At 46.3% G+C, this 13110-nt stretch carries 10 protein-coding genes; 3 read left to right on the top strand and 7 right to left on the bottom strand.

What is annotated here, in order from left to right:
• Window positions 1-180 precede the first annotated feature (180 nt).
• The 5 genes from ACTHMC_RS08735 to mutY all read right to left on the bottom strand — a co-directional run bounded on the left by ACTHMC_RS08735 (window position 181) and on the right by mutY (window position 4752).
• Window positions 181-795: a DUF3109 family protein gene (locus ACTHMC_RS08735; protein WP_440412639.1), complete on the bottom strand. Its 615-nt coding sequence runs from the start codon at window positions 793-795 to the stop codon at window positions 181-183.
• A 240-nt stretch (window positions 796-1035) separates the two neighbouring features.
• Window positions 1036-1617, bottom strand: coding sequence for a gliding motility lipoprotein GldD (locus ACTHMC_RS08730; protein ID WP_440412637.1), 582 nt, complete (start codon window positions 1615-1617; stop codon window positions 1036-1038).
• On the bottom strand, window positions 1614-2963 hold the full coding sequence (gene gldE / locus ACTHMC_RS08725) for a gliding motility-associated protein GldE (protein ID WP_440412635.1): 1350 nt from the start codon (window positions 2961-2963) through the stop codon (window positions 1614-1616). Before gldE ends, ACTHMC_RS08730 begins: the two co-directional genes overlap by 4 nt.
• Before the next feature lie 136 nt (window positions 2964-3099).
• Complete coding sequence (locus ACTHMC_RS08720) at window positions 3100-3525, bottom strand: single-stranded DNA-binding protein (protein WP_440412633.1); 426 nt, start codon at window positions 3523-3525, stop codon at window positions 3100-3102.
• Window positions 3526-3681: 156 nt separating this feature from the next.
• Window positions 3682-4752: an A/G-specific adenine glycosylase gene (gene mutY, locus ACTHMC_RS08715; RefSeq protein ID WP_440412631.1), complete on the bottom strand. Its 1071-nt coding sequence runs from the start codon at window positions 4750-4752 to the stop codon at window positions 3682-3684.
• Between the two features lie 303 nt (window positions 4753-5055).
• Between mutY and ACTHMC_RS08710 the strand changes: the two genes are divergently transcribed.
• From ACTHMC_RS08710 to ACTHMC_RS08700, 3 genes are all read left to right on the top strand, one after another.
• The gene (locus ACTHMC_RS08710) at window positions 5056-5376 is read left to right on the top strand and encodes an HU family DNA-binding protein (protein WP_127129062.1); all 321 of its coding nucleotides are present in this window, start codon (window positions 5056-5058) and stop codon (window positions 5374-5376) included.
• A gap of 26 nt (window positions 5377-5402) precedes the next feature.
• Entirely contained in the window at window positions 5403-6254 is an 852-nt protein-coding gene (locus ACTHMC_RS08705) for a tetratricopeptide repeat protein (RefSeq protein ID WP_440412629.1), read from the top strand.
• A 318-nt stretch (window positions 6255-6572) separates the two neighbouring features.
• On the top strand, window positions 6573-8126 hold the full coding sequence (locus ACTHMC_RS08700) for an Rne/Rng family ribonuclease (RefSeq protein ID WP_440412627.1): 1554 nt from the start codon (window positions 6573-6575) through the stop codon (window positions 8124-8126).
• A 223-nt stretch (window positions 8127-8349) separates the two neighbouring features.
• Here the strand turns inward: ACTHMC_RS08700 and ACTHMC_RS08695 are convergent, their stop codons facing one another.
• Both ACTHMC_RS08695 and ACTHMC_RS08690 read right to left on the bottom strand, forming a co-directional pair.
• On the bottom strand, window positions 8350-9747 hold the full coding sequence (locus ACTHMC_RS08695; protein WP_440412626.1) for a RagB/SusD family nutrient uptake outer membrane protein: 1398 nt from the start codon (window positions 9745-9747) through the stop codon (window positions 8350-8352).
• Window positions 9748-9767: 20 nt separating this feature from the next.
• Window positions 9768-12878: a SusC/RagA family TonB-linked outer membrane protein gene (locus ACTHMC_RS08690; RefSeq protein WP_440412624.1), complete on the bottom strand. Its 3111-nt coding sequence runs from the start codon at window positions 12876-12878 to the stop codon at window positions 9768-9770.
• Between the last annotated feature and the right edge of the window lie 232 nt (window positions 12879-13110).

The following is a 13110-nucleotide window of genomic DNA, read 5'->3' as shown; positions in this document are numbered from 1 at the left end:
CACGTTCTTGGCACGTTCGCGGGCCAGGTGAACATCATGGAACTGTTGCTTGCCCACGGGCACCACGGCATCATAGCGGCTGATATTGAATGCCACTTTACGGCGATGCTCCAGGTCCGCCGCCTTGATGGTGCTTTTGGCCATGAATGTAGAGACGATATCGCTCATTGTTGCCGGGCTTTATTGTTTGGGAGGAAAATTGTCTTTTGCTACCTGATCCAGGGCCTCATAAAAAGCTTCTCCGTACTTACGGATGATGGGTTCTTTGAGAAACTGGTACACCGGCACTTTCAGCTTTTTGCCGAAGTTGCAGGCAGGCTTGCAGAGCACTTCGCGTGGCTCATAGTTCATACGGTCAAAATCCCCGTCTTTTCCGCTGCTCTGGATAATGGGGAAGAAATGGCAGCTGATGGGCTTTTTCCAGCCGATCACGCCATCGTTGTAGGCCTGCTCAAAAGCGCATTTGATGATGCCTTTTTCGTCACGGGTACCGTACACACAGATCTCATTGTCGTTTCCAAGGGTGGGCGTAACCCATCCGAACTCTTTGTGGTAAACGTATTTTCCTTTTCGCTCGATCTCTGCAATGGATTCAGGAGTGAGATAGCTGATGATCTTTGGATAGAGCTCCACCATCAGGTCAAGCTCGGCAGTTTCCAGGGGAGCGCCGGCATCACCTTCTTCACAGCAACCGCCCTTGCACTTGGAGAGGTCGCAGACGAACTGCTCTTTAACAATATCGTCACTGATCAGTACATTGTCAACTGCTATCACACTTTTGAGTTTAAGGAACAAATTTACAGATTTCTGAATTGAGGGCAGAAGAGAATTTGCGGAGAGCGGCGGAATGCACGGAGGGCTGTCAGCCGCTCGCGTCCCCGCGAGTGGCTTATATTTGCTCGCCTCGGGCGAGTTCAGTGTTCGCCAGAGGCGAACCAATATAACTCGCCGGAGGCGAGCTACTGGGCACACTCTATATATTTAGGCACACGCTGTATCTTTTGGGCACTCGCTGCATTTCTGTGCGCACCCTGCCTATTTAAACTTCAGGGTATTGATCAGATGTTTCAGATCATCCTGTAAAAACTCATTCACCACAGACAGGGAATCTTCGTTGGGCGAAGCATCAAAATACAAGGCGCCACGGAGAAAATGTTTGCTGTCATCCGTGAGGAAGAACTGTTTGGCGGTGGCAGCATTTCCGCCTACTTTGAAAAACACGCCGCGCAGTTCATTACGTGTCCGCATAGCCGAATCCGTTATTTCTGTGGCTTTGGAAGAATGCTTATAGGTCATCTTGTAAGCATCATTCACCAGTTTGGTAAGATCGTTACCGGTAACATCTTTGTAACTGATATATACTTTTCCGCTGAAGCGGGGAAACTCGATATTGATCCAGTAGGGGTTTTCCGGGTTGGCTTCAAAGAAGGTGGTATCCTTCACTATTCTGGCGTACACGGGATACTCGAATGAATACGGATAACCCGGCTGATCGAAGGTCTGGTATTCATGCTTCGGGAAGTCGATCCTGAAATAGCCTCTTTTCTTTGGCGTGAATTCGCTGTTGCAACTGATCACCAGGAGGGCAATAACACTGAGGAAGGCTATAGATTTCATATTGGTTGGGGGTTCACCAGTACTTTCACTTTCTTGATTCGGTTACGTTCAATTTCCAGCACTACAAAATCGAAATCGCCCACGTTGATGGTATCATTCACTTTGGGGATCTCTCCTGCCAGCTCCAGTACAAGGCCTGCGAGGGAATCGCTTTCGCCGCGTACTTTATCAAATGTGTCTGTGGATAGGTCCATCATGCGGCATACATCATGGATCATGGTGCTTCCTTCAAATATGTAGGTACGGTCGTCGATCTTTTTGTTGGCGGATTCTTCTTCATCAAACTCATCCTTGATCTCTCCCACGATCTCTTCCATGATATCTTCGAGGGTGATGATACCGCTGGTACCTCCGAACTCATCCACCACTACTGCGAAGTGGATATGTTTTTTCTGGAACTCACCGAGCAGGTCTTCAATGTATTTCTGTTCGTGAACGAAGTAAGGATTGCGGAGGATGGTATGCCAGTCGAAGGTATCAGGCTCATTGAGATGAGGAACGATATCTTTTGTCTGTACCATTCCCACGATATCATCCAGGCTTCCTTTGTATACTGGCAGCCTTGAATAATGCAGATCTCCCACTCTCTTTTTCAGTTCTCCGAAACTGATATTAAAATCGATACCGCTCACATCCAGCCTGGTGCGCATCACCTGTTTAACGGTGATATCCGCAAACTTGTAAATGCCTGAGATGATCTTCTGTTCGCCTTCATGAATTGATTTCTTGATATCGGCTTCCAGTTGTTGCTGGGCACTGGCGCGGGCGGTGCTACCGCCGAATGTACGTTCTACCGAGTCGGAGAGACTGATCATGGCTTCTCCCAGTCTGCGGGAAATATAGTACAGGATCTCCACCAGGAACGAGGTTTCATAGGCAGCGCGGAGGTTGTTCTGTGTGGCCCTGATCTTGGGGAGCACTTCACCGAAGAGGATCAGCAGGGAAGCGATCACCAGTATTTTCACTGCATAGCGAAGGGCGATGAGGGTCCATCCTTCTACAGTTGTTTCATTTAAATTGATGATCTCATCAATCAGGTAATTGGCAAGAATGATGATGGCGATATTGATCAGCGTATTGATGACCGTGAGGGAGGCCTGCAGTTTACGCGGTTCTTCCAGCAGTGTGGCGATCCTTTTCCAGCTGGCATCCTGTTTGGTTTTAAGCATGTTCACATCACGGAAGGTGAGTGAAAAGAAGGCGAGCTTGGCTCCTGAAACCAGGAAGGACATGATAAGCAGGAAAAGAATGGCGGCACCCAGGAAGGTGGTAGACTGCACATTCATTACCAGCAGCACCGGCTGAAAACTCACACCTGTAAAAAACAGCGTAGAAAGGTTGTCCAAATCAAAGGGTTTGCGTGATCAATGGCGTACTCAGCAAAACAACGGCTTTGCTGGTGTTTTTCGTGTGTGGAGCAGCTTTTTAGCCTGCCCTACTGCGATCTGGTTTGTAAAGATATTACTTGTATCGGAAAAGGGATCAGAAGGGCAGGTCGGGTGATGGTTCCTGCATCGGCGGGGGTACGTCGTGGTTGCCGAAGCCTTCCTGGTTCTCTCCATGGGGTGGTGTATGCGGGCTTTGAGCGCCGGAATCTGAGCGTTTATCGAGCATGATGAGGTTATCGCCGACTACTTCAGTGGCAAATTTCTTATTGCCTTCTTTGTCCTCCCAGCTACGGGTACGCAGGCGACCTTCAATATAAACCAGGCTTCCTTTATGCAGGTATTTTTGAGCCAGTTCCGCCAGTCCGCGCCAAAGCACTACAGTATGCCATTCAGTCTGGGAGATGAGCTTACCGGCTCTGTCCTTGAATGTTTCGGTTGTGGCGAGGGGGAATTTTGCTACTGCGATATTACCTTCCAGGTACTGCACATCCGGATCTCGTCCTAAATTTCCAATTAACATAACCCTGTTTACACCGCGCATAATGGTAAGTTTGAATGTTAATGAATCGCCTGTCGGTTTTTAATTCCTTTAAAGTTAATTTTTTTCAGAGATATTATCACAATTATTTGGCCGTTCTACGGGTATTCATGGATAGTCTTTTCAAACTTTTCACAACTAAAATAATCGTGCCGGGGCGGCGCTTTCTTCGAGAAACATATTGATGAATCTCGGGAAAGGGTATTCCGCTAACCTGGACTTTGACACCGGAAAATATCCGGAACCTTCGGGCAGTGGTTGGGGTATGTTGAGGGTAATGAATTGTCCGTTGATGGTTTGATGCGTCAGTTGCTGACGGTACATTTTGCTGATATGACCGATGGTAAAAGGGATTTCCTTCATCATATCCTTCAGAAATGGAAGCTCCTGAAATGCTGTCTCCACGGGGCCTTTGGCTTCATACAACACAAATTCATGAAGACTTTCCCAGATATCCCTGCCTGTTCGCTGGCGGATGTATACCTGATGATCAGATACGATAATAAAATAATACAACCACCGTGTGCTCTTCACCAGTGTTTTCTCTTTTACGGGCAATTGTTTTACGAGATCGTGTTTGAATGCTTCGCATTCTGTATTCTGAATGCAGGTTGCGCATAAGGGTGCCTGAGGTTTGCAGATAACTGCACCGAAATCCATGATAGCCTGGTTGTAAACAGCGGGTTGTTCCGTATCGATAAGTGCCTGCGCCAGTTCCTGGTATAATTTTTTCCCTGAAGTGGTATCGATGGGAGTTGAGATGCCGAAATAACGGCTTAACACACGCTGAACATTTCCATCTACCACAGCATTGGGCAGGTTGAAAGCAAAAGAGGAAATGGCGGCAGCGGTATAAGGGCCTATGCCTTTAAGCTCTTTGATGGATTCATACGTGGAAGGAAATACCCCATTCAGTTCATTAGCCACTTTTCTGGCTGTGGCAATGAGGTTTCTGCAACGGGAATAATAGCCCAATCCTTCCCAGCATTTGAACACTTCATTTTCCGGCGCAGCAGCCAGGTGCTGCACGGAGGGAAATGTTTCTACGAATTTGTGGTAATAAGACAGCCCCTGCTCCACACGTGTTTGCTGGAGAATGATTTCGCTGAGCCAGATCCTGTAGGGATCTTTTTCCCCCTTCCAGGGCATGGAACGGGTATTGCTTTCCTTATTCCATTGCAATAATTTCCGGGTAAAATCTGCTTTCATCCGAAAAAATTATTCTTTTAATGTGGTTTCTGAGATGGTTCCTTTCCCGTTTTGAACATAACGTTCTGGCGGGATCCGGCATTGTGATGCACAAGTTAAAACAAATAACTTATTGAAAATGAGTGTAACTGTCAACATTTCGGTAACCCGGATGTTGAAAATTCATAATCAATAATTTAGACTTTTCTTGCAAATGTGCGATTAAACTTTTAATTTGGGTAAAGAATTGATTTTGTGCGGATTGCCCTTAGGGCAGTCAATAGCCTGTAAAAAAATTTTTAAACTGTTTAAAACTCAAACGACATGAGAAAGGCAGACCTCGTTAACCAAATATCTGAAAAAACAGGTATTCCGAAGGTTGATGTTCTGGTTACGCTGGAAACCATGTTCAAGGAAGTGAAAGACACCTTGTCCCAGGGGGAAAACATTTACATCCGCGGCTTTGGCAGCTTCATCACCAAGAAGAGAGCAGCTAAGATCGGTCGTAACATTAAGAAGAACATTGCGGTGCACATCCCTGAACATTACATTCCTGCGTTCAAACCTGCAAAAGAATTTGTTGCAGAAGTTAAAAAGTTACAATCAATTAAAGAAGATCAACCAAACCCGGACGATGAGATGTAATTTCGCTGCCTAAATCATTCTGATACGTGAAAAAGCAGCAGATCATCGTTGTAGGTGGCGGAGTGACCCTCCTCTGCCTCATTTTCTTTTTTGGCAGAACAGTTCCTACCCAAAAGGCTGGCCCTGTTGCCACCGCTACCCATCAGGACTCTACCGCCGCGATCGACATCCAGGCTATACTTTCGGCATCTAAACAAAAACTGTCTGTTTCCCAGCAGGAGCAAATTACCCGGCTGGAATCTTCCGTTGTGCGCGGCGACGTGAAGGAACAGCAGATCAAGGTATTCCGGCAGATGGCAGAGTTCTGGAGAGACTCCGCCCATGCCCTGCTTCCGTACGCTTATTATACGGCTGAAGCAGCTAAATTGGAAAATTCTCAAAAAAACCTCACCTTTGCTGCCCAATTCTTTTTGGACGGGGTTCGCCGTCAGGGTGACCCATCTCTGAGGAATTGGATGGCCTTACAGGCTAAAGAGTTGTTTGAGAAGGGATTAGAGCTGGATCCCAATAATGATTCATTGAAAATCGGGCTTGGTAGCTGTTACCTTTTCGGTAATATCAGCAGCAACCCGATGGAAGGGATCCTGAAGATCAGGGAAGTGGCAGAGAGGGATTCCACCAATATGTACGCCCAGTTCATGCTCGCACAGGGTGCTCTTGTATCAGGCCAGGTGGATAAAGCCATCGAACGCCTCACCAGAGTGGCCACGTACGAACCGAATAATCTGGAAGCTGTATTGATGCTGGCAGACATCCATGAAGGCAAAGGCAATAAAGCAGAAGCCATTCACTGGTACGAAGCAGCAAAAAAGAAATTACTCGGCAGGCCCGAGATCGTTGCAGACATTGAACAGCGTATAAAAGCGCTGAAACAATAGGACCGTAAAAATCATTTGTTAACTTTAATTCATTGGTGTTATATGCCTTGTGGAAAAAAGAGAAAACGTCATAAGATCGCTACGCATAAGCGTAAGAAAAGACTGAGAAAGAACCGTCATAAGAAGAAAAATCGCTAGAATTTTTTCTTTTTACACAGGGCCGGCGATCACCGGCCCCTTCCTTCTTCCTTTTAGCTGGATTTTCATTATTTGTCATTTATTCAAGTTCCCCGCCCAGAGTATGATAACTGACAATTAATACCTCTTCAGCAACCTTCCTTGTAGTGGTGATTGGTAAGACGGTAAAAGTTGTTACGCTTGAATAAGGAATTAATAATTAATGCTGCTCCCCAGGGGGTTGAGATAGCCCTATTGGAGGACAAGAAGCTGGTAGAACTTCATCACGAAAAAGCGGATGGCAGTTTTGCTGTAGGTGATCTCTATCTCGGGAAAGTAAAGAAACTGATCCCGGGATTGAACGCGGCTTTTGTAGACGTTGGGTTTGAAAAGGATGCATTCCTGCACTATACAGACCTCAGTCCATATGCCCGCTCATTGCTTAAATTCACCCAGCAGTCAATCAACGATACATCCGAGCCCGGCTTTGATTTCGGCACCTTTGTGGTGGAACCTGAGATCATCAAGACCGGTAAGATAAATGAAGTACTCAGCGGTAAGCCCAACATCCTGGTTCAGATCCTCAAAGAACCGATAGCGGCCAAAGGACCACGCCTCAGTTGTGAAATCTCCCTTCCCGGACGTTTCGTAGTCATCACTCCCTTTAACGACATTGTAGCGGTATCCCGGAAAATACATTCCGCGGATGAACGCAAACGCCTGCAGAAGATCGTGGAAGCGATCAAACCAAAAAATTTCGGCGTTATCGTTCGTACTGCTGCAGAAGGCAAGAATACGGCAGAGCTGCATGAAGATCTTTCCATGCTCGTAGAAACATGGAAGACCATCCAGCATAACCTCAAAGGTTCCGTAGCCCCCGCCAAAATACTGAGTGAGCAAACGAAGACCACCAGCATCCTGCGCGACCTGCTGAATGAAGATTTCAACCGGATAGTGGTGAACGACAGGAACCTTTTCAACGATACCAGGAGTTATATCCAGCGTATCGCCCCCGAAAAGGCCGAGATCGTTACCTATTACAACAATGGCCTGCCCATCTTTGACCAGTTCGGTATCACCAAACAGGTGAAAGCTGCTTTCGGCAAAACAGTGAATCTCCCCAGTGGCGCCTACCTGATCATTGAGCACACGGAAGCCCTCCACGTTATTGACGTGAACAGTGGCTATAAAAGTGTAGGCAATAACCAGGAACTGAATGCCCTGGAAACAAATCTTGAAGCTGCGGCCGAAATCGCCAGGCAATTACGTCTGCGTGATCTCGGAGGTATCATCGTAGTGGATTTCATTGACATGAAACTCCCCGAGAACAAACGCAAGCTGCTGGATGCAATGGAAGAGTTCATGAAGTCCGACAGGGCAAAACATGCTGTACTGCCCATTTCCAAATTCGGTATCATGCAGATCACCCGGCAGAGAATGAAGCCGGAGATGAATATCAATACCCAGGAAGTTTGTCCCACCTGCGCGGGAACCGGTAAGATCTCCTCCACCTTATTGCTGGAAGATGAAATTGAGAAGAACCTTTCTTATCTCATCACCCACCAGCACAAAGATCTTGCTCTGGTTGTACACCCCATCATGTACGCCTATCTCACCAAAGGCAAATGGTTCAATTCAAAGCAGTGGAAATGGCGGTTCAAATATGGACGTAAAGTGAAAATGAAAGAGAATACAAACTACCATCTCACGGAATACCACTTTTTTGATAAGCACGACGAAGAGATCAAACTCTAAATAAAAAAGCAGGGCAACTATAAAGTTGCCCTGTCGTATTATATACAATGAACCAGCCCTGTACAAAGTATATGTACGGAAGTAAAGTTAGGTGCAGCACCTCAACTCCACAACACAAAACCAGTAACTGTGTTATCCTGATTTGCAAGTGTGCATTTTTAAAAACAGAAGCGTGTACCGGTATCCGGCACACGCTTCATTTTTATAGAATTATTACTACAAATCAGTTTCCGTAGCCGTCATTCTGGCTCAGGTTGGTATTGGTCCTTCTTTCCCTGTCAGGGATCGGCAACACCAGCTTGGGATCATTCCAGGCATATCCACCGATAGTCTGCTGATTTCTCTTGATGTCGTGCAAAAGGAAACCCTCAAATGCCAGTTCCAGTTTTCTTTCATGGAGGATCCTGGCAAGGGTGATATCTGCATCATCATCATAAGAATCCAGGCCTACGCGGTTGCGTATGATATTGATATCTTCCCTCGGCGAATTAGGGCCTACCTGATTACCTGATCTGAAATTGGCTTCTGCCCTGGTAAGATAGAGCTCCGCCAGTCTGATAATATGAACATTGCTGTACTGCATATCAAACTTACCGGTGTAAACAGCGCTGCTGCCATAGAACAGTGCCAGCCTTTCATCGTTGGGTTCATACTGATCCAGGTGGTCTTGCAGAATATCGATATCACCGCGTCCGTCTGCTGAGAAGTAAGTAAAGAAGTCATTCACACCATCGGTATTGGATACCTGAACAGCGAAAACATCTTCCGGTGTATTTCCGATAACCAGTGAAGGCTGGTCGCCATTGTAAGGGAACACATCAAAATAAGAAGGCAGCAGACGGAATGGTTGTCCACCGTCCTCATTGGCCTCCAGCGCCCTGTTGGCCGCAGCGGCAGCATTGGGAAAGTCTCCTTTCTGAAGATAAACCCTTGCCAGCATCGCCTGGGCTGCTATCTTATGTGCAAAGAAGTAGCCTGCAGAAGGCACTTCCAGGAGATTCTCTGCATCGGTAAGATCTTTGATAACCTGATCATAAACTGCAGCAACCTTAGCCCTTGAAGGACGAACCTCATTATCCGGAAGATCGGTTTTGTAAGGCTTCAGCATAATGGGAACGCCATCATTCTGAGAGGGATCTCCCTGCTGCCAGGGTTTCGCAAAAAAGCGAACCAGTTCAAAATGCATACAGGCACGCAGGAATTTAGCTTCGCCTTCCACCCTGTCTCTCCTCTCAGCATTAACTACCTCCAGGGAAGCCAGTACGTTATTTACATCATTGATCACACGGTAACAGTCCATCCAGAAGAAGGATACCTGTGTATTTACTGTTTTGGTAGACTTGGCGTAAAAATCTGTATAGGTTTCAAAAGTACCGCTCCAGTTGATCTCATTTCCTGATGTCAGCAACTCAGCGGCTACCTGCAAGCTACCTCCATAAACATCAGCATCACCCATATCGGAGTAAGCGCCAATAAGGGCTGCTTCCACATCAGAACTGGTACGGAGCGCATCTGATTCATCTATCTCCTGTGTAGGCTTTACGTCAAGCGACTTTTCACACCCTGTCAATGCTGGTATCATCAGCACAGCCAGGCAATATATTAAGATTGACTTTTTCATAATTTTTCTTTTAGGACATTTTACAAACCAATGTTTAAACCAAAAATGATGGCCCTTGCCTGAGGAGGCGTGTAGAAGTCAACACCCTGATTGATGTTAGATGCATTGAAATCCGCATTCACCTCAGGATCCCATCCTTTGTAATTGGTGATGGTTGCCAGGTTCTGTCCTCTTACGTATACGCGAACACGATCAAATTTGATTTTATTCAGGATGCTTCTGGGTAGGTTATAACCGATGGTTACGGCTTTCACACGCAGGTAGGATCCGTCTGACACATAACGGCTGGACTGAGCATTACCATTGTTTCTGGAATATCTCGGTTCAGGTACCATTGTAATATCGCCTGGTTTCTTCCAGTAACTGAGCTGGTCCCTGGTCTGGTTATCGAAAAAGTTTCCGTTGTTAGATGTATACTGACCCGCGCTGGAATAGATCTGGTTGCCCTGTACACCCTGGATAAGGATCTCAGCATCGAATCCTTTATAGCTGAGGTTATTTCTTACGCCATAGATGAAATCAGGATTGGGATCGCCGATAGTAACAGTTTGCGCATCATCATAATTGTTGGTAGTGGTTCTGTCCAGGGTTCCATCCGATTTGCGCGTATTGAGATAGTAAATAGCATCTCCATTGGAAGGATCCACACCTGCATATTCCTTTCCAACAAAAATACCGATAGGCTCACCTTCCTTGGCGCGATTTTCATAAACACCAAGTTCTTCACCCTGAAGGTTGGTCACTTTATTTTTGTTAAGACCGAAATTGATATTGGTGCTCCAGCGGAAATCTTTGGTAACGATATTATCGCTTGTGATAGAGAACTCGATGCCCTTGTTGGTCAGTTCACCCAGGTTTACTGTTTGTGTTCTGAAGCCCGTAGTACCAGGTACATTGCGGCTCAGCAACAGGTCTTTCGTTCTTCTCTCATACACATCAAATTCAACACTGATCCTGTTGTTAAGGAATCCAACTTCAAAACCCAGGTCAGCACTGGTTGTAGTTTCCCATTTGAGGTCAGGGTTGGCAATCTGAGTAGGGCGCTGACCGGGAATACCACCATAGGCAGCATCACCAGACCAGAGTCCCAGAGAAGAATTGTTACCGATCTCTGCGTTACCGGTAAGACCATAACTACCTTTCAGTTTCAGGAAGCTGATCAGTTGGCTTGATTTCAGGAAATCCTCTTCGGAAATAATCCATCCCGCAGACACTGCAGGGAAGAAACCCCATTGGTTGTTGGAACCGAACCTTGAAGAACCATCATAACGGCCACTCAATGCCAGGAGGTATTTGTCTTTAAATTTATAGTTGGCCCTGGCAAAATAGGCAAGGAATGAAAAGCGGTGCGCTTCAGAGGTCACATTGGATTTAACCGCAGCGCTAACCAGTTTTTTGTAGGCTTCTGATGGAAAGCTTTCTGCAGTTCCTGAACCATACATTCTTTTGTATTCCTGCCAGCTCATACCACCTACCACTTCAAAACTATGATCGTTGTTAAACACTTTGGCATAACGGAGGAAGTTATTGGTGGTAAGGTTGAGGATCTGCTCATCAGCAGTAAAGCCACCACCCTTGGGATATACTGAGTTTACAACGGTAATTGGGCCATAATAAGCTTCTTCGTTCTGAATAAGGGCATCCACGCCAAATTCAGATCTGAAGCTTAATCCTTCAGCGATCTGCGCCTGTGCATACAGGTTACCCAGTGTTCTGTAAACCGTAGTATTGTATGATGCCCCCTGAACGTTGAGAAGACCATTATAATAAAGCGGGTAATCCGAGTTGGGGTTCCCGTTATCATTCGGATCTTCAGCACCGCTCAGTTTACCTGTACGGGGATCGATCAGCGGGGTGATAGGCATTTGAGCTACCAACTGCAGCGGGTTGGAAAAGGCATTATCATTGGGAATACGCTTGTTCACGGAACGCGCAAAGCTCATGTTCATACCTACATTCAGCCAATTATTGGCCTTATGGTCAAGGTTGAGCCTGCCATTGTAACGCTTAAGCTCATTCTGGATCATGATACCTTTCTGATCGAGGTACTGAAGTCCCATATAGAAGGTGGTCTTATCGTTACCACCTGACATATTAATATCGTATTGGGAGATAGGAGCACGCTGAAAAGCTTCATCCTGCCAGTCAGTATTTACTTTGAACGTTTTCCAGTCCTCATTATCGGCGCTGAAATAATCCAGGTTACCAGCCAGTATGGCCAAACGTCCATCAATTGCTTCCTGCTCGGAAGCATAAGGGCTGGTACCCATTCTCCAGTCATATTTAGCCCTGCCTACAGCAGCGGCCTGCATGATGCCAACATATTCCTCAGCATTCATGAAATCCACTTTACGCGTAGGTTTCTGCATGCCGGTATAAAATCCGAAATCCACTTTAGACTTCCCTGACTTACCTTTCTTGGTAGTGATAAGTACTACACCATTAGAGGCGCGTGCGCCGTAGATGGCCGCTGAAGAGGCATCTTTCAGTACTTCGATTGATTCAATATCGTTGATATTGAGGTCTGCAAGAGGATTAGTAGGAGCTCCATTGGAAGACAGGTTGGTGGTGATCACCGGAATACCATCTACCACGTAAAGCGGCTCATTACCACCGGTAACGGAAGCAGCGCCACGGATACGTACCTTGATGGCCTGACCAAGTTTACCACTTCCCTGTTCAATCATCACACCTGCTGCGCGGCCCTGCAGGGCTGACTCGAAGCTGGTAACAGGAGTATTGCCCAATTCTTTGGCGCCTACTTTTGCGATAGAACCGGTTACATCACGTTTGATCTTGGTACCATAACCCACCACAACCACTTCGTTCAGTGATTTATCGCCGGGTACAAGCTGGATCTCCATCACTGATTTGATTGGAGCCTCCAGATCGTTATAACCAACATAGCTGAAAACAAGTTCCGTTGCATTGGCCGGAGCCTTGAGTGAGAATGAACCGTCAGCAGAAGTTTCCGTAGTAACGTTTGAACCTTTAACCTTAACCGTTACTTTGGCGAGGGGAGAACCATCCCGGGAGTCCGTAACCTGACCGGTCACGTCTTTCACCTGGGCCTGGGTGGTTGACCAGCAAAACATCAAAAGCGCGGTCAACAGGCCATACAAATTTCTCATAAGGAATGTTGTTAGTTTTGAAAATGAAAAGAGTCGTTGTTTTCGAAACGTTAAAATAACAAAATTGTGTTCGCTAATAAAAAATCAGACAATAAGAATTTAATAACTGCTGCGCTTAACTGATCAATGGTTGTAAAAGCTTACAAACGCCGCTCGTCAGGACTAATGCCACTATTCGCGCCCTCAAGCAGCTTTTTTGTACAATGAACGGACATTTAGAGCATGCGAACAG

The organism is Pseudobacter sp. (genome assembly GCF_051955275.1).
Classification (GTDB): Bacteria; Bacteroidota; Bacteroidia; order Chitinophagales; family Chitinophagaceae; genus Pseudobacter.
This window is presented reverse-complemented; position numbering and strand designations above follow the sequence as displayed.

Coding starts and splice junctions, on each gene's coding strand:
- ACTHMC_RS08720 (WP_440412633.1), bottom strand. CDS start 3,525: ATGTTAATTGGAAATTTAGGACGAGATCCGGATGTGCAGTACCTGGAA.
- mutY (WP_440412631.1), bottom strand. CDS start 4,752: ATGAAAGCAGATTTTACCCGGAAATTATTGCAATGGAATAAGGAAAGC.
- ACTHMC_RS08730 (WP_440412637.1), bottom strand. CDS start 1,617: ATGAAATCTATAGCCTTCCTCAGTGTTATTGCCCTCCTGGTGATCAGT.
- ACTHMC_RS08690 (WP_440412624.1), bottom strand. CDS start 12,878: ATGAGAAATTTGTATGGCCTGTTGACCGCGCTTTTGATGTTTTGCTGG.
- ACTHMC_RS08695 (WP_440412626.1), bottom strand. CDS start 9,747: ATGAAAAAGTCAATCTTAATATATTGCCTGGCTGTGCTGATGATACCA.
- ACTHMC_RS08710 (WP_127129062.1), top strand. CDS start 5,056: ATGAGAAAGGCAGACCTCGTTAACCAAATATCTGAAAAAACAGGTATT.